Genomic DNA, 21,284 nt, shown 5'->3' on the forward strand with positions numbered 1-21,284 from the left:
ATATCCGTCCTGTCCAGGCGGGTTGAAAGCGTGCCGAAATCCCTAGCCATTCAAGCCCCAACTCTATTGCCGCAAGTGAGCCACGAATATTTTGCCATGCAAGACCCTGATCAATTAAATCATAAAGGTTAGAGAAATAAGGGCTTAATTCTTGTAAGCCATATTCGTCTATTAAAAAGGGCAACCAAGAAGGCGGACGCGTAATAAATTTCGCACGTGGTATTTCTTCGAGTGCAGTTTTAACGTGAGGGTCAAAAGCCATTGCTTCTGCAAAACAACGTTCAAACAAGCTCGAATTTGGGGGCAAAAGTGAGGAAAGCATCAATAAGCACGCCCCCGTTCAGACAAGACAATATCCCCCAAAGCCACTGCTTCATCGGGTGCGACCAAAATATCTGTTAAGGGGGATGTTATGTTCACATGGTGAACACCCTCAACCATCAAGCGGCTTAATATCCAACTTAAAGACAGATCACGCCCAAGCCTTTGCGCACGTGCCCATTCTGCTCTTAAATTCTGCTCCGCTTTTTCCAAAACAAAGGTGCCTTCATCCGGTAACAACCAAAAATCAGCAGAAATATCGATCATCCGCTGTACCGCGCTTTTCACAAGGATGTGATCATTGGTCATTTTAACATGAGGCTCATCAAGAGCTGCTTGCACCTTAGCAATTAAAGCCTCATCAGCCACCCCTGAAGGGCTATCACTAAAAAGCGCAACATGAATAAGCGGGCTTTTACCCACACGATAAACAAAAGCATCTTTGACATGGATGTCGCTTGAGAGGGCAAAATATTGATACCGTGGTACCGTGCCCCCTGTAGAATGTCCTTGTCTATTCAAGCGAATACGGCGGCGAAAACGCGCATCATCTTCATCCAAAAGGCGCGTGACCCCATGAAAATCCCCCAAATAATCTAAACTTGTTCCACGGGCAAATGTGAGTAAATTATCGCGCGCCACTTCATTAATCCGCTGGCGCAAAAGCAACTCTTCATAAGCGGCCGCTTGCAATTGAATGACTACCGGATCATAAGCCGTCTTTTCCACATTATAAGGAATATGATGCGCTGCAAAAAGCTCAGTCAAACGCGTGATCTTTTGCTCTAAAATTGCTTCAACAGAAAGCTCTTCAATAATTTGTGGCAAAGGGAGTTGTGGGAGAGGAAAAGGTTCAAACTCTGTCATCACCAACCTCTAAATTGATGCTCATTGGCTCTTTGTGTGACCAATCCCCCAAATGCCCATCGGGATAAAAAACACCCGTTAAAACAAAATGAAAAGTGCCTTCACGCGTTGCTTTTGTCAGATCAATCCTCTGCAACGAAAACCCAGGCTCTCCACACTCTGGATCATCTAGCGCTTCAACAATTGCTTGATAAAGCTGCATCATCGTTGCAGGGTCAGCATTGGCATCTTGGTAGGCCCCAACATCACACCCATAATGACGACGCAAAACCCGTGTCCCAATTCTTGTCGTCAGACATTTACGCAGTGACTGTTGGCAATGGTCCCAACCATATAAAAGAGAGCCATCCTTTTCGCTCATCCCGCACCGCATGCTTTAAGCACCCTTCGTTGTCTTTGTGGAAGAAACAGTTGGGGCCGCAGAAACAACAGGTGCTGGTTTTTCAGCAATCTGACCAAGCAGCAACGGATATTTTGCCGCTTCCTCACTTAAACAAATTTCTTTACCTTTTCCCGGTGAACGCTTGCCTGCAACAAAGTCTGCATTGGTTAAAATAACATAAGTGTTCTCACGCATGATAAACTCCTTTAAAGGAGGCGAGAGGTTGTGGAGGGACCCATTTTGACCCCACCGTGTTTGTGGCTTGCGCCAACAGATTTTTGATTGTGCTGCAAATCTTCTGCTTGAATGTGCACACTACCCGTCAATTCAACACGGGTTGATTGATGAGAAAGCACCAAACCTTGGCTACTCAAATGGATTTGGTTTTGCCCATGGGAGAGAATGAGTTCATCCTTCGTGATACGCAAAGCGCCACCGGCATAACACAGAGCAAATTCTTGGAAAGAGCGTGCGGGATTAGGCGCATCCTCACTATAGCTATCGCGCACCACCAGAGAGGCAGAACCAATTTCGCCATGGGGGTTTAACAACCGCACCGGATCACCAACATGGAGGGGCATATTGCTTGAGAGAGCGCCAGAAGCCTCTTGCGCTTGTAGCCAAGGCGATAAAACCGCTTGTCCATTGGAACCCTGTTCGGAAAGTTTCACCCGAACCCTATGGCCATCAACTTCTGCAACCCGACCGATCATGTGCTGGTTGGCAAGACAGCGTTCAAGCGCATCAAGACGCTTCATTATTTGCCGCAAGGTGTCACTCAAAAGATGCGCATCATTCATGCCCCACCTCATCATCACATGAAATCAAACCACTTTTGAGTTGTCCTTCATTACAAAAAATATTCTGTCCCAACTGATGCAAATCTTGGTGCCATTCCACCACGCTTATCGATACACCACGCTGCTTAATCGCCACAGAGACAATCGGTTCAATTTGTACATCTCGCGGGGCGCTCAAATGCGTTAGCCCCCACAATTGCCCGCTATGACAAAGCACCGCAATAGCTTCTGCTAAAAGCCAACTGGAAACATCACGCTCTTTGCCTGTGGTGATAATAAAAGCCCCTAAATGAAGATCAGCACTCATGTGCCCAGAAGCAACAGAAATTAAACGGCTTTCTAACACCGCAACCCGTATTGCTGGTGCCACCAGCATCTGTGTTTCCAATTCTTCTAAATTAAAACGTCCAAATTGACAGCCGCAATCGCGCACATCTGGAAAAGCGCCTTTAAGACTCCTTATCACCGCCTCACGAAACGCATTAATGCGCCCTGCTTGCTTGACTGTTTGACTCATGAAAAGACCCTTTCCAGCCAATCTTCTGCCGCTTTGACAATTTCCACTTTATTGTGCTCTGAAAGCCCCAAATAAGGGCGTGCGGGCATGGTCACTTGATGCACACAAACAAAGCGGTGTGCATTGCCGCTTTTAAGAAAAAAGCGCAGTGTCTTGCCATTTCTCGGGCGAATAACCCCACCCAATTGGTGAATCCGCGCATAAACCAACCCAGAGCCCACAATCACCTGTTCTGGTGAAGCTTTCATATCAATGGAGCGTGAAAGCGCCCCACTGGCATAAAGAATAGAGGTACGGGCATAATTGTTTTTCCACTTCTCTCCTTGGGGAGAGGTTTTTTCGCTTTGAATCCGCCGCCTTGTGCTCTCTTGAATGAGGCGCCCAACCCCTTGTGCCAAAGTCCCCATCGAGCTATCAGCGCCCTTTTGCAAAAAGGATAAAGCCGCTTCAAGCCCCATCTCTTTAATCTCAATATGGGTTGAAACAGACATGTTACCTTCCCATCAAACGCGGCTTAGCATGAAAAAAAGCCCCATCACGCACGGGGCCATCTTCGCTCATAATTTTAGGTTCATCGACCCCTAAACCCGCTTTGCCTTCCGCAATGCGTTTCAAAAGTTCAACCGCCTGTTTGTAACGATCTTCAATGGTCGTGGTCAGTGCCGTATGGCGTATGGCTAAATTATAAACAGCAATATTGACACAGATCATGCCCAAAGCCGCTGGCTGTCCAGCAATCGGGACCACGTAGCGATGAGACAAATGCACATCAATCTCACCGCTTGCCTGTTCGAGCGCGCGGGCAATGGCTTGCTCTGAAAAAACTGGATCAGAATTCTCATCCATTCCACATAAGTCATCCAAGAAGTCATCACCCCAGAGCTCTTCAATCAATGTTTTGCTTGCATAAGCCATATTTCAAAGTTTCCCTTAGACAACTTCTTGCAATAAAACGCCGGCATCTTTTGCTGCCACCAATTCGCACACACGTTCCCCCACACGCACCCGTTTACCGCCTGACAAGCCGATATCTGGATCTTGGATCACCCCTGATAAACGTTCACCCAATTGGGCGCTAAAACCCCAACTGATGACCGATCCATCCGCCTGTTGTTTGGTAGGATCAATATAAAGCAGTGCAATCTTATTGCCCCAAACACGTGCCAATTGCGCCGAACGCCCTTTGCGGGCCAAATTCACTTGCGATTCACCAATGAGTAAACGTTCAGGGTGTATTTCCATCAGATCAGCAAATTGCGCCTTGGTGACAAAACCATCAGCAGTGCCACCTCCTTTAACAGCTTTAATGATTTTAGGATGGCGTTTGAGTTTTGACCAAACAACTTTGCCCATCACAATGGTGTTGGGCGTATAGACGAGAGCTTTATCCATCGCCTCATCTAAAGTGGCATAAGGGTCAGATTTTTCATAATCGCTAAATTTATTTTCACCTTTGAGAGTAATCACCCGCTCTGGTGCGTAATTTTCACTTCTTTGCACAAGGGCTGCAACACGTACTTCACGCCCCAATTCTAGCAAATTGGCAAGTCCCTCTACAGCTGTCTTTTCGGGGTTATAACGTGAGCGTCGCTCCGCCCGTGCACGCGCCGCTGCTTCAATATCTGAATTGGGGATGAGATCATCCAATCCGTAATCTTTAACACTGGCTTCCCGTTCAAAGGCAGAAAATTCCACCACATTCGGGCGCCCTTTCCGCCCTATCTCAAGTTCAGGCACGGTAAAATTTTCCGCTAAAGGAAATTCACTATATTTAAACACCTCACTTAAAACACAAACGCGTGGCAAAACTTTATCGCCAATAAGAGAACCTGCTGGATTGCGATAACCAATAGCAATAGCAGTGAGTGTTGGATCAATGGGAAAAGGTCTGTTCATTTTAAGCCTCGATTAATTCATTTTAAAAGGAATAACATCACCAGCAGAGCCATCACTCATGGCAATGCCAATGGTGCGATCTGCTGCTTCTGCCTTAATGGCGTGCCCCTTTGGGTCAGAGGTCAAAAAATCACCAAAGGAAACATTGCCCCCACAAACCACTTCGCCCCAACCACATTGGCCAACATCAATCATCTCACCAGCCTTTGCGCCAAGAGAGCCAGCACTGCCTAATAATTTATCACCCTTACCAGAAGCCGTTGCCACCGAACCATCGGTGCGCGCCGCAACAATGCAATAAGGTGAGATCACATCGGTGGCGCGAAAAGATTTAATCAAAATCATCGTACTCATGATTGGCGCTCCTTTTGTTCGCAAATATAATCAACCGCTTGGCTAATGGTGATGTCGAAGCCTTTTTGCTTCTGCTCTTCTTGATAATGGCGTGCCGCAAGAGCAACCTCTTCTGGAGCAAGCTTTTGTTCTTGCACCAAAGCACACGCCTCTAAAGGGCTTGTTGAGGCAAGCGCCGGCAACTTCTCGACCAAACTTTTAAAATGCTCGATGCCCCCTTTAAGGCTACATAACGCACGATATTCCTCGCGCGCAGCCGGCAAAATCTTGCCCTCTTCAATTGTCTTGTCTAAAAGACTCTCAATGGCACTGTTTTTTTGCTCTTCTTGCAAAAGCGCTAAATCTTCTCGCGCTTTTGTTAATTGGGCATTTAATTCCACGCGTTCCTTTTCGCGCGCTTTAAGCGTTGCTAAAACCTCATCCGCTTTAGCATCTTCTGCCAGCGATAGTGCACTGGCAATGGCTGTCAAATCCATCATTTTCTCCGTCAAAGTTATAGGGGAAGGCTGTTCACGGCTTAAAGCCGTCATGACAAGGGCTGGACGATTGACCAGTCCTGCACCTGCTAAATGCAAAATTTCACCTTTCTTGGAATGGCGAAACTCAGGCGAAAGATAGCGATATTCTCGGGAAATAATTTTTTGGGTAGCCATATCGGTCCATTTAACACGCCCCCAAATCGCACCATCCCGCTCTGCTAATTCTTCAATCCAGCCACTGGCAGGCGCTTCTAAACCATTTCTCGCACGGTGATGTTGCCCATGCTCATAATCAATCACAAGCGGTCCTTTATTGGCTGCAAAGGCTTTTAAAATCGTTTGCGGGTTATAATGCCATTGTCGTCCATCACGTGCCTTCACATGAGGCGCTTTGGGCAAAAGCTCTACCCATTCAGGCGCTTGGCTAACGGTGGCGTCTTCACATGAAATGTCTTGGCATAAAACGTCTTTGTATAAAACGTCTGGGCAAAGATCTATTAACGCAGCATGAAATATCTCAGCATGCTCATCTTCGCCATTTTCGTGAAATTCCTGTTTCATCATTGCCTATTGCTTTACAATTGTTATTGGCAATACAATGCATGAAACTTACTCCCACTATAAGTCTGACACTGTCAGTCAAAAGAGCATTTCTCAAAAAAGCACTCTTTTCCCTATTATTCTCCTTGTAAGAAAAACCTCCGTGCCAAACCATCCCATAAAATCGTTTTCAAAGGCACTTCAAAGGCGATAGAGCGCCGTTGTGAAGTGAGAGGTACAATTTATCGTCTTATACAAAAGAAGCTTCTCTCGAGCCATTTTTTTAAAGATTGCTTTTAAACTGTTAAACTGTTATTTCTATCCACGAGGCGTGAGCCAGTTATACCAGGACGGTTTTACCGGATCTGCGAGGAGTTGACCGCCCTCCACGCCTTCTCATTTTCCTCGCCTCTTTTCCGTTAAGAACACAAGACTTTCTTCCTGTTATTTTCTTTACAACAACCTCTCGCCCTTTTTTTCAGCCGCATCCAATAAGCGTTCAATTTCTCTAGAGCTTTTTTTATGCATGGAGGTCAACCACCATTCTTGTTTGCTTGCCACAAATTTAACCGCTAAGCGCCACCATACCCCATCATTTTCACCCAAAAACACAACGCTCGGTACACCTTTTCGCCTGATAATTCCATGGGGGCGGATGAGTGTTTGAATGGCGCCTCGAAAATCATCCAAGTGAAGAGCTCGCACTTGATGCTCTAACAAAATATGTTTCACACTGTCTGAGGATAAGCGAATAAGAGAATTTTCCGCTGCAAAAACATCACCCACCTTTTGTGGTATAGGTGCAATGGGTATAAACCCACGCGGCAAACGTCCTTCAAACATGGCTTCCAAAAGCGGCGAACCCACAATATCTTCAATGGCAATGCGCTTGTCATTGTCCCCCATCACAGAGACTTTATCACTTAAAAAACTGCTTAAATTTTGCGCCCGATGTTTCCCAGGGTTCAAATGCCATCCAGGATCAATCCCCTTTGGTATCTTTTCAACTTGTCCCGTTCGCTTATTGTGCCAAACCTTCTGTTCCACTTGAAGTGGCTCCGCCCCCTCTTCATAGCCTAAATCTTCTGCTTCATAACGGCTTACCTGTCGCACACTGCATTTACACCGCCAGCCATTCGGTGGATAAAGCCAATCCCAAACCGGATCATCAACGGGTGCGGTAAACCCCACCCAACTTTCATGTTCTAAACGCTTATGTTCTGAACTGGACAAAGCATAGGTGAGATAGGGCAAAAATTCTTTATTATTTTGCGTACGCTCCCATTCACCTGCCGCATGGGCACTCATGGTATTAGCCCAATAGACCGTTTCTAAACGCCGTGGACTCCCCAATTGCACCACGCTCTTTTCACCAGTTTTGGGATCAATGCTGGTCTTTTTCCCCCACCAACCCTTTTCCTGTAAAATCGGCATCAAATTTTTTTGAAAATCTTGAAAAGGAACTTGATGTTTTATGGCTTCTCCAACCGCTCGCTTAAAATCATCCAAAATGTCATAGCCCACCGATTTTGCCACCGTAAAGGAAAAAGCATGCTCTTCTGGTGCCACATCACGCCAATCAAAGCTTGGAACAAGTGCCTTGGCTTCAAAATAACGGGTGACCTCTTTGGGAGCAGTTTTAAAAAGTTCCTCATCCATGATACCCAAGCCCACGTGCAATCATTTGTACTTTTGCCAAGCGCGCTGCTAATGCGTGATGATCCATCTCACCTAGCAACTCATCCAAGCCTTTAAGGATATCCTCATAACTGGTTGCTTCTCTTACAAGCTTTTTAAAGGGCTCTAAAAGGGGTTCTAAGTCCTCTTCCCAGTCGCTTAAAGCTTCTTCAGAAAGCTGGTCCAATTCGTCGTGATGTTTCCCAGCCTGCTCTTTTCCACCCTTACCCTCTCTTGTCATAGAAACATCAACACCCCCACAATCAGCACAAATACCAGCCTTTTGCCTTGCCTCATCATCCTCTTGCCCCCTCTCATCATCAGGCGCATTATCAAGAGCCTTTAAAACATCTTCTCCCCTTTTTGGTTGCGAAAAGCCAATCTTATTGCGCACTTCTTGCACCCCAACACGCAATCCCAAGGGCACGAGTTTTTCCAGCGCATCACTAATGGCTTTAATATCTTCATTTTCCGAAATCGGCCAATAGACAAGGGGGATACGCTCTTGGCGCCCAAAATTAATCTCAACAAAAGGCGCTATCAAATCACGGTTAGCCGTCAACGCCAGTTGGCGGGCGTCAGCTCTGGCAATATCATGGCGCACATTTTCATGAATACGCGCTTGTGAAAAGGACGACCCATCATCCGTCGTCATCGTTTGTCCCAACACACCCTTTGAGATTTGCCGATCTAAATATTCGGCTTTTGCGGCAAAAACCGCATTGCCACTCCCCCCTGCCGCTTCAATAAACTCAATCTCCATCTCTTTGGGAATAACGGCGGCCGCATCACTGGATAAATCACGCACAGCCTTCATGAGAACCCGCCGTTCCTCATGAGAAGAGCTCGCACCATATTTGCCCACGCGCAAAGGCATGCCGTAAACTTCTAAAAATGCCATCCAATCTTTCAGTGTATAAGACTTAAACAAAAACGCCCAAGCCGCAAGTCTGGCAAGTCCCGTGCGGATAGGCAAACCGCTTTTCAGCTTTGGTCGATGAATGGAAAATTTATAAGCAGGCAATTCAATACCATAGTGAGACCCCTCTTCTTTTAAACGCAAATGAAAACCATCCCGCCGGTCCAATTGAAAAAACCTCTGGTCACGCCATTTCCAAGCAACCGGCCACCATTCCTTAGCGCTCTTGTCCCACAAGGTTTCAACAACAGCATAACCTTTTCCCAAAGCATCTAACAAATCCGTCACATAATCATCAACAAAGGTGGGTGCTGTAATCACTTCTCGCACCGCATCCGCAATCTTTTTGTCCTGTGCACTGTCGCTTGCGGCAATCACTCCAGGCTCCACCCCTGTCAGAGCATTTTTACGCATGCCAAGCACAGCACGATAATGCAAATCACGCTCTTCCATATCATCGGCAAGCTGGAAAAACTGTTCTGGATGCCCTCGTGCTGCCTGTTGTAAAATCTCAGCAAGTTGCGCAGGGGTGAGACCACTCACAATGGTTTGTGACCACACATTACGAACACCGCCAATGGTAGGGCTTGCGACTTCTCGCTCCAACCCTTTGATATTAAGCGCCCTACCCCACTGATCTAAAAGTTTTACCATCTCATCATTCCATCAATAAATCTTTGATCGCATTGTTGAAAAAAAAGGGGTTGAAAAGAGCGGGCTTTCATCAAAACCATAAGCCTCTCTCACAGGTGTATAATCATAAATTTCAGGAGTCTGGCGGCTAGCAAAATAAGCCAAAGCACAAGCAATCGCGCTATCCCCATGGCGCATAAAACCATCACTGCCTTTAAAACGATGATTGTCTGGAATTTTCACAATGCCATTGACATAAGCAAGCGCTTGATGATCCGCAACAATGTCACTATCGCGCGGCAAAACAATGGACCCATCCCCAAAAGCTTCTAAATAAGCCGGCATTTCTTTGCCATACCAACTTTGCGACAATTGCACTTCCCTCACACAAGCCCCATAACGCTGTGCTGCTTTTTCCGCTAAATAAGCTCCATTGCCCCGTGCATCCAAAGCGCCCCCCAACAAACGCGGCAAGCCATTCACCACATAAAATAAAATCTCTCTTTGTTGGTCAAACGGCGTATTGCGCAATTCCACCATAAACCGGACACGGCGCACCAGATCTTGCCCAATTTCCATCACCACAATCGACGTCGCATCGCCCGATCTGGCAAAATCAACGCCAAAAACATGTTGGCGCCGTCGGTCAAGCCCAATATGAAGAGGTTTTAAGCGCCCCTCACACCAATTAAAAGCAGCTTGACTTCGTTGATAATCCGATTGATTTTTAAAATTATCCACACAAGCAAAACGCAACACCGCAATATCAGGCGCACAACAATTTTCAATCTGTAAGCGTGTTAAAGCCGCCCCTTCTTGATCGGCTGGTATAGCATCTAATTCTTGGCGCATAGCAGCCAAACGCACCCCATAAGAGGCACGGATTTGCTTTTCCCATTGTTGTTCAGATGCTAAACTCCACACCTCCCCCTTCATGGCACAAACCCGTTTAAACAAGCCATTTTTAACCGCCTCACCAAAGGGGTAACAATGCACCGAAAAAGGAACTTTGCCTGCACGCGCTTCACGGATCAATTCATTGAAAGGATTGAGCACACCATTATGCGTTGAGATCACACGGATCTTGCCACCCCAAATCAACAAAGCATTGACCGCATCCAAAACAGAGCGCACATCTTGATGAAAAGCAGCCTCATCAATCACCACAATGCCTTGTAGACCACGAATATTTTCAGGGCGGCTAGAAAGCGCTTCAATGCGAAATCCTGAAGCAAAACGCACGCGGTAAGCAGAGATATATTTTGTTGAACCATCCGCCCTTTGATCAGAGAATAAAAACTCCTCCACGTCCCCACTATTACTGGTTATAGCTGAAGCAAAATTGCTCACATAACCAATAAATTCACGTCCCTTTTCTTTGGTGTCTCCAATGTAAAAAACATTATCGCCACCAGCCTCACGCGTCGCTGCAGCAATAAGGGTATCATCCAAAGCTTCCGCAAAAGTAATGCCGGTGCGCCGCCCCTTTTCAACCAATTTTAACGGTGACTTATCTTCAATCCATGCGCGTTGATGTGCCATCAAAATCCCTTCCGCTAAAGGATCTTGCTCTTGAGGGAAAGCACTTTCCTGCCAAATATCAAAACCACTTTGATGATCAAAGACATGACTTTTTGAGAGAGGCTGTTCAGCCATTTTTCACCCCCAACACTTGCGCACGAATAGCGCGCGCTGTTTCTTCTGAGAGCCCCGCCGCGACTGCTGCCATCTCAACCGCTTTATTTGCTTTAGAGGCAAAATCCTTTTCCAACTTTTGCCGCCTCGTAGTGGACAAATGTTCCGCTGCCAAAACCCCTTTGAGCGCATTGGCCAATTCTTGTGCCGCTTTTGGTGAAAGGTTTTTGCCACTGCTTAACGTGGAAAAAATCAGTTCTTTAATCGCCGCTGCCGTCAAAAGAGTAATATTGTCAGAAGCTTTGGCATCAAAACGTTTTGAAAGGCTTGCGGCAATTTCTCGTGTCTGTTCTAAGCGCCGTGACATCACCGCTAAACGCAAAGAATAACGATTAAAACTGGAAAAAGAGGGTATAGAAAAGCTTAAACCTGTTTCCTTTTGTAGAGCCTTCAAAGCCGCTTTAAACTCACCATAAATAGCCATTTGTGTCTTCTCACGCCCATTTAAAGCCTCAGCAGCCGCAGCAATAATTTGATCACAAGCTTGCGGCAATAAATCAATCGCTGTTAAGCGTCCACGCCCGATCTTGCGCATCCCTCTCACCTCGCCTTTTATTTATAAACGTTTAGGCCGCTTAATCCCCTCAATAGAAAAACTCCGGTCTAAATGACGCGCTCCCCGTTCTGTTAACGCCGCAAGAAAAACTGAACCCACCTGTTTTAATGTGACAGCACCTTGCTCTTCCATCCATGCCAGTTCATTATGCACAAAATCGCGATCACGCCTGATGCCATAACTGTATAAAAGCCGCTCAATCATTGCACTTGATAAGGTTTCACTGCGCTCACAAACAAGTCCCTTTAAAATAATCAGCCGTGCTTCTTCACGGATGATTTTATCCATATCTGCTTTCATTTCTTGGCATTCTCCAGTAAAAACTCTTGCAAGCGCTCACCAATCGCCCCCACCGTTTGTAATTGTGCAGAAAGCGTATTGAGACGACCATCTAAGCGTTCCATATTCACTTCCAACCTTTGCAGCGCATCACGATCTGGCAAAAAATCCATCTCCGTTTCTAACGTTTGCACACGTTCTTTAAGTCCAACGATATCTTTCAGCATTTCCTTAGCGCCAGAAGAAAAATAAGCTCTCAAAACGCCAGAAATCGCAATAACCGATAAAAGCAAAGACAACCAGCCATTCGCAACACTGATATCTAAATTCACTTGAAAGCCCCCTCCCTCTTGCCTAAAATCGCTCGAACCGCAGCTCCTCTGCGTTGTTCACAAATCAATAAAGCAGCACGATCACGCCCCCAATAGTGCACCACTTCGCGCGCATTCAAAGCACGCTGCGGCAATAAAGCTGGGCGGCTACATGCCATGCCAACAACAGGCGGTAATTCAACCGATAAAAACTGATAAGAAAGACTATCCACCGGCTTGCTTGTTGAGCAAGCGCACACGCTCAACCCCAATAACACAGCCAGTAGTTGGCAATATCCCATTTACTTTCTCCATTTTTACAAGCTCTTGTTTCAAAGCAGAAATGGTCGTTTGTGCCTGATGCTCTGCTGCCCATGCTGCTTTCCTCTGGCGCTCCTGCTCAAATTTCGCCTTTAACGAAACCTTGGCAATCTCAAGCTGCCAATACAAATCACGCGCTCTTTCCGCCTTTAAAATTTGCGCTTTCATCAAGCCAAATTCAGATAAAATAACACCCACAAAAAAAAGCAGCCCAAAAGACAATTTTGAAACAGGACTAAACATTGCGCTTATCTCCCCGCCGATAAACCGCCTTCACACTCTGTTTTTGGTTCTTATCCGGGTTTTCAGACTTCCTATTGGAAAAATCCAAAGAGCCAAAACCGCGGTGCACACCCAAATTGCCAACGATAATCGCCACCATCGAAGGGATAGAAATGCCCGCCATATCAACAATGCGTGGTGCACCCCACAAACCACCACAAATGAGCAAAAAAATAACTCCCCAAGCAAACCAAAAAGACCACCATAAATAGAGTCTAGATCCCCGATAAGACGGCTTCATGCCTTCACCTCGCATGACAGCCCCAAAAGCTTTTTGGCGCGGTTTAAGTAGGTCAAACGTTGCACAAGTCCATTCTTGCCACCATTAATCGCCTTGGTAATTCTGAGACAATCATCTTGGTCAGCAAGCCTATTTAAGCCTCTCATCTGCCAAAACCAAATGGCAGACCAAAGCGCTGCTGGAAACGTTTCCACCACTTCTGGAAAAGCCTCACAATCGGGCGCTTGTTCATCGAACGAACACCAAAACTGTGTAAAGCGCCGATAATTCTTGCGCCCCGTTAATTGGATTAAACCACGCCCCTTAAAGCGCACACCATCCCCAGGGTTGACATTGCCTAAATCACGTCGCCCCTCATAAGCACGCCCAGAGGCATATTCACAAACGGTAAAAAAGCCATCACTCTCATGGGCACATTGGCTTAAAAAATGCGCAATACGCAAACCTGTCGTGATCGCCCCATAAGACAAAGCTTCAGGCAGAACCCGTGCCATTTCAACAATAATAAAATCTTGGCGCGCATGATGCGCCAATTTAGGAGCAAGGCGATGAAGAAAATATGTATCTATTGAAACCATAACAAACCAATGAATGAATAAAAATCCATCCACAGTTTATCGAATTTCAACCCCCCAATATAAGCCTGACACTGTCAGTCAAAACTCTCAATACTCATAAAACTCTGGAAATAATAAACCTTGTGGCTCTTTTGAAGAAATTTTCTTCTTCAAGCGATAGGCTGTACGCACATGCATACCAGAAACAGCAGACGCTGCATCCACCGACCAACCTTTTTGCAACGCTTTTAGCATTTTTTGCCGCCGTTCAGCATCTCTACCAAGGGGGATAAGAAGGCGCACACCCGAACCATTAAAACAAAAATGGTTGATCAATTGTTGCGCCTCTTCAAACCCAACAATTTCAATCAACCAATCCGCATTCTCAAGACGCCCGGGTATATAAACTTCTCGTCCACCAAAAGCACGCATCATATTCCATGCCGCCTCACTACCCGCAACATCAGCTATTTCACGCAATAAGGCAGGAAAATCGCTATAGATTTCCTCTTGCATGCATGCTTACCCCTCGCTTTTAACACTTTTACGGATTTTCCGCCCCCAAATATTCATTACTTGGCGAAAATCGTCCCCATCCATCTCGCCCAAAGCTTTACCACTTAACGCCATAACACTTTGATGAAAAGCTTCCACATCAAACACTACAGCAGGATTCAAACGCTTCCATTGGGCACACAAAATCGAAATACTTGGTTTATTCCTCCAAGAATCTTGAATCTTTTTCCCTCTCCAGTCAACCCCGCCCTCACGCTGTAACCAGCTTTTCAACGCCTCAATAGCTCTGCCCGCATCATCTCCATCGCGTAAAAAGCGGATATGATCAATCCCCGTTTGCCGCTTTACAAAGCCAAGCAATGCTTTGTCTGAACGATCACGAATAATGCCAAGATTCCACCCAGCTATCCAGAGTGCTTGGAGCTTCTTGGCATATTTGCCCTCTAAACGCTTCACACTCGGCGCAAAACCATAAGCTTTCATTTCAGCGACGACCAAGCGCTTTTCTGAAAAGTTCAAATCTTTTGCCGATTGCTTCCCCGTCAAGCGATAGAGCAGTGCGCGATAGGTCTCATCATCAAGACCTAAAGCGCGTTTTCCCAGATGAATAGCGGCTAAAGACATGTCATCCCCTCATGTCTTCGCCAGATCAATGGTCACAGCACGCCAAGCGCTTTCCAAACTATCGCGCTCATAAAAACGCACATATTCCTTAGATGTCGTCACACGGATCGCTTCACGGATCGCCCGCATAGCTTGCTTCCAGCGTGGATCATCAATATCCAAACGCAACAGCATAAAGATCTCCCCCCGATTCACTTTGCCTTCTTTATCCGTATTAAAAGCACGCGTAATAATGGCACGGATTTCAGGACGTGCATCCGCAGACCATTCATTCAAACATTCATCAAGAAGGCTTTTGGCAATTTGCAATTGCGGTCCAAAATCAAAACTCTCCTGCACTTGCACCTTAATGCGCTGCAAACCATCAAAGCTTGTATAAGTACAATTGCCCTTTTTGCCACGCCGCTCCACACCATATTCTTGCGCAAGCAAGCTATCAAAAGCACCCAAATCTGCAATCGTATGGTTGTTAAAACGCGCAATCCTTGCCGATAACTCTTTGGCAAATCCCATAATTTTGCGCACCGTTTCATCTTCCAATAAATCCGCAGGGCGGATCAAGCTTACCGGCACCAAAGCCCCTTTCGCATCCTTCATATAATGCGTTCCTTCAAGTTCAATTTGTGGATTCATCACCAACTTCCTCCTTATGTTTTTTGAAAACGGCGAAACGGCACAACATCCCCTGAAGAAGGCGCACATCCCGCTTTCAATTGCCAACGACACCGCAAAAGCTCATGACCTAAAACGTGGTTATAGCCTGCCAAGCGGCGCAAATAATCATTCAATTCTCGAACATCTTGTCCATGCAAAAAAATCCCATCCAGTTCATGTTTTAACAAGGCAGAGCGCAAAGCAACCAAGCAATCTCTTACCATATAAGGGTTCCGTTCCATCATTTTCCGCCTCCAAAATCCATATGAATAACTGTACCTGTCTCATCAATTCTCTCATCCCTCTTGGAATAAGAAACTTTGCAACGCGACAAAGCTTCTACAACTTGTCCCTCTAAAACCCCTTCTGCTTCGCCCAAACGGTGAACACTCAATTCCAATTCAAGCGATAATGCCCAATCAACACACAATTTAAGCTGTTCTCCAATCTCCAAACCGCATTGATAATCGTCATAAAGACCAACAAGCGTATCGGATAATTCCTTATTGCTTATCCGCGTCATGCCAGTTCCTCCACGTCACGGTTTTTCCATGCCGCTTTGACATGTTTCAGGGTCACCTCACACCCATCTCCAAGCGCTGCCATGCGTGCCAACATCATGGTTTTGTCAATTTGCCGCAAAGCTCCAGCCTTTAAGCCTATCCCTGTCAGAAACTTTATCGCCCCTGAATCTTCAATGCCCCAATCATGGATGCGCGCAGCAATATCCTCACTATAGGGCTTGCGCCGTTTCAGATGCATCGCCAAACGACTTTTAATTTGTGCATAAGAGGGACCATTTTGACGGTGAACCAACCGCCCCGAAATCTCATCATTGCCAACCAAAGCGAGCCCCGTGCCATTAATATCAACAAAATGGCGCAACTGATTAATCGCCTCATCCGTTAAATTTTGCGCCTCATCAACGATCAACAACGTGCCACTGCCCACACGCTCTAATTTCTTGCCAATGGCACGCGTTAAGCGGGTGGGATTATATTCCACCACTTCCAATTCTGCTGCCATATCATTCAAAATACCGTGAACACTGCGCGTATGTGGGCTTGCTGTCACCAGATAAACATGCGGGCGGGTAGAGCGGTAATGGCGGCAGGTTTCGGTCTTGCCACTGCCCGCATCAAGCGTAATCATCACCATATCCCCCGTGCTTTGTGCCAGTGTTAAAGTATCAATGATCTCACTGGCAATTCGATTCCTCTGAAAGGCTGGCTTTTCTGGGATCTTTTCCAAAAACCCCGCCGTTTCTTTTAAAACCTCAACCCATTGTTGAACTTTTGCATTTTGCTTACCCAATTGCCCCGCATAACTGCCCGCATACCATTGCGAAAACGTCCCATCCGGCATCCCTATGCGCCGCGCCACCTCTGCTTTCGACCAATCATTCATTTGCCCCAAAGCTCTCACCGAATCCACAAGCTCATTCCATAAAGCAATGTCATCACTGTTGCGGTTTTGGGCTGTTCCATTAGGCTGGATTTTTGGTCGCGCCCAAGGATTTTTATCGACCGTTGCATTTATCGCGTTTTTCATCTATGATCTCCCTCTCGTATTGATCTAGATTCGTATTGATTTTAGATTTTATTGAATGGGTAGGCTCCCACCTACCCATTTTTGTTACTCTAAAGCCGTACGCGATACTAAAACGGCTCCCTGACAAATCCCCCTCTCTTTCTCACACATCGGGGAACTTGCTAACTTCACGCTCCTCGCCCGATTAAGGCAAAGGCACCTGAAAATTTAATTGTATTGATTTAAACTTTTAAAGGATTAAGACTTCTCCCCCCCCCTTTTCTTTGTTAACGCTTCAAGCTGGTACGCGATACAAAACCAGCTTCCTTTTGAGAATTCTTGCAAATCCCCCCTCTTTCCTTTCCTATCGTTTAGGAAACTTAATCACTTCACGCCCCTCATCAGAGGACGAAAGCTTTCTCAAAGCTTTGTGCAAATGTTGACTAAATTCTTGGGCGTCCAAAGCCTCATCATCGTCTGCTGTCAAAGCTAAATTCCCCACATGGTTTGGCATCAAGCGGCTCACCTTTGGCTTTATCGGAAGTTTAGATTTGAACACTTCATCCTTTTTCTCAAGGCGCCCATAAACATCGGCCAAGTGATCGGGCGCAAGCTTTGCCGCTAGCTGTTTTTCTGCTTTAACAGCCTTCACATATTCTTTACGCAAACGCCCATTCAAGCGCGCCGCCTGCTGGTCATAAAAACCTACATCGCAAAGGCAAGGTGCCAAACAAAGCAACCGATTATGCAAATCATAAACCCGTAAATCTTGATGCAAATTATCCGGATCAAAACGTACAATCACCTTTTGCCCCGCATGCTCATTCAACGCCCGCGCCCAATAACGATTGCCATAAAAATGGATCTCGCCCGTACCCTTTTGCGCACGCAATGCCTCAGAGGTTAAAAGCCATAAAGCCCGTTGTGCTGCGCTCGCTTGCCGAATAATCGTCCCCTCGGCTTGCAAACTCTCAGTAAAGGTCTCATCAAAACTGCGCCCCGCACAATTAACCGCCTTGCGCCCTGCTTGCGCATTGTGTGCACAAATTTGCGCACCAACATGGGCCTTGAATTCATCAAATCCTATCGCCCGCTTGCCATAATCTTCAGGCTTGGCATCCGGTTTATTGCCCGTATAAGCCCCCGCACAAAAGGGATGTTTGGAAATCGCTTCTGCCAGATCACGCCATGCCCGCTCAATCGGTTTAGACTGTCCGCTATAAGGGGTCGTCCATTGCAATTGCACCCCCAAACTCGTCAAAAGCCCCTGCGGATCATCCGGCTTAATCTTAAAACGAAAACGGTTTTGCACACCTCCAGAAATCCACTTGCTGGTAAAGGCACGCCCATTATCCAAGGTCATACGCTCCGGTATCCCATAAGCCTCCACCATGTCCCCAATCACCAAACGAACGATTTCCCAAGTCTCAGCATCCGATAAGCGCCACGATAAAATCTTGCCCGAATAAAGATCTTGAATGGCAATCAGATAAAGCCGCACAGGCTTCTCTCCCCAAGGAACACGCACAAAAACATCCAGCTTATGTCCATCCATATTCACCGCTTGCAGTGCATGCAGGCTTGAGCGATCACGCCGTTGTGCCGGATAAAGCTTTTTTGCCTTTTCTTCTCCCTCACGCGCTAAAACCACAACCGCTTTGGAAACTTGCGCCTTAAAACGACGCCGCAAAGCCCGCTCAGAAGGAATGGGCTCCCAACCTTTCTCCTGCGCCACAGAAACCATGCGCCGATAACACGCCGAAAAAGCAGGGCGAGACGGGCGCAAATAATCCGAACAAAAAACCTCCCACGCCCCCTCATGACACGGCGCAAATTGCGAAACATTCTCCTCACCATAACAAGGCGCAAGCGCTGCCAACCAATCAGGGCGCTCATACCCCTCCACCATCTGCCGCCAATTAAAAAGCGACATCCGGCTCACACCAAATTGCACCGCACAAAAACTTGCCGCATCATGCACACCCATACCGGCATGGAGCAAATCATCCATAAAGCAAAGTGCCTTCAAACGCTCTTCACAGCGCCTTTTATGCGCCTTGGAAAGCCCCTCATAACGCACCCAAATGCTTGTCTTTTGCTCCCCTTGCGTTTGTTTCACATCAACACCCACTCCAGAGCGCACTAACAATGCCGCCCGTGAAACCTCCGGCAATAAGGAAATGTGATACTCCCAAACCGGCTTGGTTTTGCCTAATGTTTGGCGAAACAATTGTGTATTCAAACGCCATTTCTTAAGCGCGAGATTGTTGAGACCGATCTTTGTTTTCGGCAACCCTGGCAAAGCTGCCTCAGCCAATTCGGCAATACGAAACCATTCTTTCATGGCTGCCCCCTTTTAATGCGAACCGGCGTTGCGCGCATGGCTTTCAATCGCGCTGCAATCTCCCGCTGTTCCTGCTGCAACCGTGCAATTTCTGCTAACCGCGCCTCATCCCCTTGCAACAATAATAAACCATCTTCACTCACCACCTCATCCCAGAGCCAAAATGCCTCTGTCGCCCGCACAAATGCCTTAAACCGCGGCAGGGAAATATCCACCTGCTTACTTTCCGCAACATAAGCATCCAAACTGGCCTTACTTAAACACCCAATCCCTAAATAATGCGCCATACGCTCCGCAATCACACTGCGCTCAACCCGGCATTCTCTCAAAGCACGCGCCATGGCACGCTTAATGCGTGAGCGAAACCGCCCTAAATCAATCTGCGCAACGGGTTCACGACAAGGAAAAACCGGCTTTTGGAAAAAATCAAGCTGCCCGCAACCATGCCTCTTCATGACAGCACCTCCCCTTGTTCTCTTGCAAGATAATCACAAAACCGCGCCTTTGTCTGCGCATCTGCTCTCTGCCACACCCCTAATAACTGAGCAAAAATCCGTTCCTGTTCATTAATTTGCGGTGGCGTATTAACCCCATTGACCAAATCAACAGCCCGCCGTAAATCCCCCTCAACCTGTTGCAAAGCAATTGCCACACGCCGTTGCGAAACCGGCTCCATCTTTGCTAATTTTAACAACTGCGCTTGATTATCCGCCAATGCCGTCCCCCGCAAAACAGAGCGCAACTCCGGCTGTAAATGCTGAGCAATACTGTTGAGACGTCTTACTGATTTTGAAGACAAACCAATGCGGTCCGCCACATGTTTGGCAAAGTGCAAACTTTGCACTTTGCCATTTAAGTCACCATCATTTGGCAAAGGGTCAATTTGACCCTTTGCCACTTTGTCCCCTTCACACCCGATTTTATTGTGATCTGAAGTTGCATTGCTGTCCCTTTGAGCAATTGGGACAACTTGTCCCAATTGCTCTTTTTTGACTTTATGTTGATTACTACCGTCCCCACCACGCTTAATCTCCCCATATTTCTTTTCCCACAATTCGCGGTAAGTTTGGACAAAAAGCGCACGGTCAATAACAGACAACTCATTACGAAAGAGGTTTTCAGCCACTTCTAAAAGCGCGGCATTGTCCTTATCAGCCTGCACCACAACGGCATCAATGTCACTATAGCCCAAAAGCTCCGCAGCACGAAGCCGATGCGCACCAGCAATAAGCGTATAATTACCCTCTTTAGCATTAGGGGTATGGCGCACCGTAATGGGATTCATTAATCCCTCCCGCGCCATTGATTGTGCAAGTGCCTTGGCATGCTCATCATCCACAGGGCGTATACGCTCCGGCACCACAATCACATCAAGAGCAAGCTTTTGAAACTGTGCCATCACGCCGCCGCCTTTCTGATCTCTTTAAAGAATAAATCCATCGCACGCCCCGCCCATCTTTGATAAGATTTGGCAAAAACTGGTTCTTCCAAACGCCGGTTAATGGTACGCAAAGAGCGAGCAACAGCAGTGCGTTCACGCTCTTGCATGGCAACAAGACGCCGCCGCGGTACCTCAAACTGATAATGCAAGATATGAATAACAATCTGTCGTGCTAACGCCGCATCAAATAAGCAATGCGGAGGGTCAATAATATACCGGATTGGTAAATGCTTAAATCCACCACTCACGGCTTTTAAAGAACAGGCAAGCATAGCTTCCAAACGTTCAACTTCTGAATAAGGATTAACGATATCGCTTCTGGCTTCTGGGGTCCATAAATTACAAGCAGCAACCATAACCACCCCCTATAAAAACAATATGACCACCCCCTAATCGCCAAAACCAACCCATGCAAACGGCTGTTCTATGATGCAAATCTCTGCAATTTATCTTGCCCATTTCGTATTGATCTTTAGACATTGATAAACCTTTTTATCTTATGGTATTTAAATTCATGGCAAATGCGCAAAAACGCAAAGCCGTGTAAC

General features: G+C 46.7%; 32 protein-coding genes. All 32 read right to left on the minus strand.

From position 1 onward, the window contains the following. Positions 1 to 322, minus strand: a 322-nt coding sequence (locus J7R13_RS06685) for a phage tail protein (RefSeq protein ID WP_246786303.1), incomplete at its 3' end; no start/stop codon positions are given. Next, positions 322 to 1,188: a baseplate J/gp47 family protein gene (locus J7R13_RS06690; RefSeq protein WP_208438011.1), complete on the minus strand. Its 867-nt coding sequence runs from the start codon at positions 1,186 to 1,188 to the stop codon at positions 322 to 324. The genes J7R13_RS06690 and J7R13_RS06685, both read right to left, overlap by 1 nt. Beyond that, complete coding sequence (locus tag J7R13_RS06695; protein WP_208438012.1) at positions 1,175 to 1,561, minus strand: GPW/gp25 family protein; 387 nt, start codon at positions 1,559 to 1,561, stop codon at positions 1,175 to 1,177. Before J7R13_RS06695 ends, J7R13_RS06690 begins: the two co-directional genes overlap by 14 nt. 3 nt (positions 1,562 to 1,564) lie before the next feature. Next, the gene (locus J7R13_RS06700) at positions 1,565 to 1,765 is read right to left on the minus strand and encodes a hypothetical protein (protein WP_208438013.1); all 201 of its coding nucleotides are present in this window, start codon (positions 1,763 to 1,765) and stop codon (positions 1,565 to 1,567) included. Between the two features lie 11 nt (positions 1,766 to 1,776). Further along, the gene (locus J7R13_RS06705) at positions 1,777 to 2,370 is read right to left on the minus strand and encodes a phage baseplate assembly protein V (protein WP_208438014.1); all 594 of its coding nucleotides are present in this window, start codon (positions 2,368 to 2,370) and stop codon (positions 1,777 to 1,779) included. Continuing rightward, complete coding sequence (locus tag J7R13_RS06710; protein ID WP_208438015.1) at positions 2,363 to 2,887, minus strand: hypothetical protein; 525 nt, start codon at positions 2,885 to 2,887, stop codon at positions 2,363 to 2,365. The genes J7R13_RS06705 and J7R13_RS06710 overlap by 8 nt, the downstream gene beginning before the upstream one ends. After that, the gene (locus tag J7R13_RS06715; RefSeq protein WP_208438016.1) at positions 2,884 to 3,378 is read right to left on the minus strand and encodes a phage virion morphogenesis protein; all 495 of its coding nucleotides are present in this window, start codon (positions 3,376 to 3,378) and stop codon (positions 2,884 to 2,886) included. Before J7R13_RS06715 ends, J7R13_RS06710 begins: the two co-directional genes overlap by 4 nt. A gap of 1 nt (position 3,379) precedes the next feature. After that, the gene (locus J7R13_RS06720; RefSeq protein WP_156851562.1) at positions 3,380 to 3,802 is read right to left on the minus strand and encodes a gp436 family protein; all 423 of its coding nucleotides are present in this window, start codon (positions 3,800 to 3,802) and stop codon (positions 3,380 to 3,382) included. A 15-nt stretch (positions 3,803 to 3,817) separates the two neighbouring features. Next, positions 3,818 to 4,783 (minus strand): major capsid protein, encoded by a 966-nt coding sequence (locus tag J7R13_RS06725; protein ID WP_208432551.1) that lies wholly within the window; start codon positions 4,781 to 4,783, stop codon positions 3,818 to 3,820. A gap of 12 nt (positions 4,784 to 4,795) precedes the next feature. Continuing rightward, the gene (locus J7R13_RS06730) at positions 4,796 to 5,137 is read right to left on the minus strand and encodes a DUF2190 family protein (RefSeq protein ID WP_208438017.1); all 342 of its coding nucleotides are present in this window, start codon (positions 5,135 to 5,137) and stop codon (positions 4,796 to 4,798) included. Further along, positions 5,134 to 6,177, minus strand: coding sequence for a phage protease (locus J7R13_RS06735; protein WP_208438076.1), 1,044 nt, complete (start codon positions 6,175 to 6,177; stop codon positions 5,134 to 5,136). The genes J7R13_RS06730 and J7R13_RS06735 overlap by 4 nt, the downstream gene beginning before the upstream one ends. A gap of 432 nt (positions 6,178 to 6,609) precedes the next feature. Beyond that, on the minus strand, positions 6,610 to 7,815 hold the full coding sequence (locus tag J7R13_RS06740; RefSeq protein WP_208438018.1) for a phage head morphogenesis protein: 1,206 nt from the start codon (positions 7,813 to 7,815) through the stop codon (positions 6,610 to 6,612). Next, entirely contained in the window at positions 7,808 to 9,406 is a 1,599-nt protein-coding gene (locus J7R13_RS06745; protein ID WP_208438019.1) for a DUF935 domain-containing protein, read from the minus strand. The genes J7R13_RS06740 and J7R13_RS06745 overlap by 8 nt, the downstream gene beginning before the upstream one ends. A gap of 12 nt (positions 9,407 to 9,418) precedes the next feature. Beyond that, positions 9,419 to 11,041, minus strand: coding sequence for a hypothetical protein (locus J7R13_RS06750; protein ID WP_208438020.1), 1,623 nt, complete (start codon positions 11,039 to 11,041; stop codon positions 9,419 to 9,421). Next, positions 11,034 to 11,615 (minus strand): phage protein Gp27 family protein, encoded by a 582-nt coding sequence (locus J7R13_RS06755; RefSeq protein WP_208432546.1) that lies wholly within the window; start codon positions 11,613 to 11,615, stop codon positions 11,034 to 11,036. Before J7R13_RS06755 ends, J7R13_RS06750 begins: the two co-directional genes overlap by 8 nt. Before the next feature lie 21 nt (positions 11,616 to 11,636). Further along, on the minus strand, positions 11,637 to 11,936 hold the full coding sequence (locus J7R13_RS06760; RefSeq protein WP_208432545.1) for a VpaChn25_0724 family phage protein: 300 nt from the start codon (positions 11,934 to 11,936) through the stop codon (positions 11,637 to 11,639). Further along, the gene (locus J7R13_RS06765) at positions 11,933 to 12,247 is read right to left on the minus strand and encodes a DUF2730 family protein (RefSeq protein ID WP_208432544.1); all 315 of its coding nucleotides are present in this window, start codon (positions 12,245 to 12,247) and stop codon (positions 11,933 to 11,935) included. Before J7R13_RS06765 ends, J7R13_RS06760 begins: the two co-directional genes overlap by 4 nt. Continuing rightward, complete coding sequence (locus tag J7R13_RS06770) at positions 12,244 to 12,459, minus strand: hypothetical protein (RefSeq protein ID WP_246786305.1); 216 nt, start codon at positions 12,457 to 12,459, stop codon at positions 12,244 to 12,246. The genes J7R13_RS06765 and J7R13_RS06770 overlap by 4 nt, the downstream gene beginning before the upstream one ends. Continuing rightward, complete coding sequence (locus tag J7R13_RS06775) at positions 12,452 to 12,790, minus strand: hypothetical protein (RefSeq protein ID WP_208438022.1); 339 nt, start codon at positions 12,788 to 12,790, stop codon at positions 12,452 to 12,454. The genes J7R13_RS06770 and J7R13_RS06775 overlap by 8 nt, the downstream gene beginning before the upstream one ends. Then, a complete protein-coding gene (locus J7R13_RS06780) occupies positions 12,783 to 13,070 on the minus strand; it encodes a hypothetical protein (protein WP_246786307.1) in 288 nt (95 codons plus the stop codon). The genes J7R13_RS06775 and J7R13_RS06780 overlap by 8 nt, the downstream gene beginning before the upstream one ends. Further along, positions 13,067 to 13,648, minus strand: coding sequence for a glycoside hydrolase family 19 protein (locus J7R13_RS06785; RefSeq protein WP_208438023.1), 582 nt, complete (start codon positions 13,646 to 13,648; stop codon positions 13,067 to 13,069). The genes J7R13_RS06780 and J7R13_RS06785 overlap by 4 nt, the downstream gene beginning before the upstream one ends. Before the next feature lie 87 nt (positions 13,649 to 13,735). Beyond that, positions 13,736 to 14,143 (minus strand): helix-turn-helix domain-containing protein, encoded by a 408-nt coding sequence (locus J7R13_RS06790; protein ID WP_208431550.1) that lies wholly within the window; start codon positions 14,141 to 14,143, stop codon positions 13,736 to 13,738. A 6-nt stretch (positions 14,144 to 14,149) separates the two neighbouring features. Beyond that, positions 14,150 to 14,767, minus strand: a complete 618-nt coding sequence (locus tag J7R13_RS06795) for a regulatory protein GemA (RefSeq protein ID WP_208438024.1) — start codon at positions 14,765 to 14,767, stop codon at positions 14,150 to 14,152. Between the two features lie 9 nt (positions 14,768 to 14,776). Beyond that, positions 14,777 to 15,400 carry a DUF3164 family protein gene (locus J7R13_RS06800; RefSeq protein ID WP_208434631.1) on the minus strand — a complete coding sequence of 208 codons (624 nt, stop codon included), beginning with the start codon at positions 15,398 to 15,400 and terminating at the stop codon, positions 14,777 to 14,779. Positions 15,401 to 15,414: 14 nt separating this feature from the next. Then, the gene (locus tag J7R13_RS06805; protein WP_246786309.1) at positions 15,415 to 15,666 is read right to left on the minus strand and encodes a hypothetical protein; all 252 of its coding nucleotides are present in this window, start codon (positions 15,664 to 15,666) and stop codon (positions 15,415 to 15,417) included. Beyond that, on the minus strand, positions 15,663 to 15,944 hold the full coding sequence (locus tag J7R13_RS06810) for a hypothetical protein (RefSeq protein ID WP_156851549.1): 282 nt from the start codon (positions 15,942 to 15,944) through the stop codon (positions 15,663 to 15,665). Before J7R13_RS06810 ends, J7R13_RS06805 begins: the two co-directional genes overlap by 4 nt. After that, entirely contained in the window at positions 15,941 to 16,972 is a 1,032-nt protein-coding gene (locus J7R13_RS06815) for an AAA family ATPase (RefSeq protein WP_208438025.1), read from the minus strand. The genes J7R13_RS06810 and J7R13_RS06815 overlap by 4 nt, the downstream gene beginning before the upstream one ends. A gap of 343 nt (positions 16,973 to 17,315) precedes the next feature. Further along, positions 17,316 to 19,295 (minus strand): transposase domain-containing protein, encoded by a 1,980-nt coding sequence (locus tag J7R13_RS06820; RefSeq protein ID WP_208438026.1) that lies wholly within the window; start codon positions 19,293 to 19,295, stop codon positions 17,316 to 17,318. After that, the gene (locus J7R13_RS06825; RefSeq protein ID WP_208438027.1) at positions 19,292 to 19,750 is read right to left on the minus strand and encodes a hypothetical protein; all 459 of its coding nucleotides are present in this window, start codon (positions 19,748 to 19,750) and stop codon (positions 19,292 to 19,294) included. Before J7R13_RS06825 ends, J7R13_RS06820 begins: the two co-directional genes overlap by 4 nt. Then, on the minus strand, positions 19,747 to 20,694 hold the full coding sequence (locus tag J7R13_RS06830) for a ParB/RepB/Spo0J family partition protein (protein ID WP_208438028.1): 948 nt from the start codon (positions 20,692 to 20,694) through the stop codon (positions 19,747 to 19,749). Before J7R13_RS06830 ends, J7R13_RS06825 begins: the two co-directional genes overlap by 4 nt. After that, positions 20,694 to 21,092 (minus strand): hypothetical protein, encoded by a 399-nt coding sequence (locus J7R13_RS06835; protein WP_208432536.1) that lies wholly within the window; start codon positions 21,090 to 21,092, stop codon positions 20,694 to 20,696. Before J7R13_RS06835 ends, J7R13_RS06830 begins: the two co-directional genes overlap by 1 nt. Continuing rightward, the gene (locus J7R13_RS06840; RefSeq protein ID WP_208438029.1) at positions 21,076 to 21,216 is read right to left on the minus strand and encodes a hypothetical protein; all 141 of its coding nucleotides are present in this window, start codon (positions 21,214 to 21,216) and stop codon (positions 21,076 to 21,078) included. The genes J7R13_RS06835 and J7R13_RS06840 overlap by 17 nt, the downstream gene beginning before the upstream one ends. Positions 21,217 to 21,284: the final 68 nt, after the last annotated feature.

The sequence above is a fragment of the Bartonella taylorii 8TBB genome (assembly GCF_902825155.1).
Taxonomy (GTDB): Bacteria; Pseudomonadota; Alphaproteobacteria; order Rhizobiales; family Rhizobiaceae; genus Bartonella; species Bartonella taylorii_A.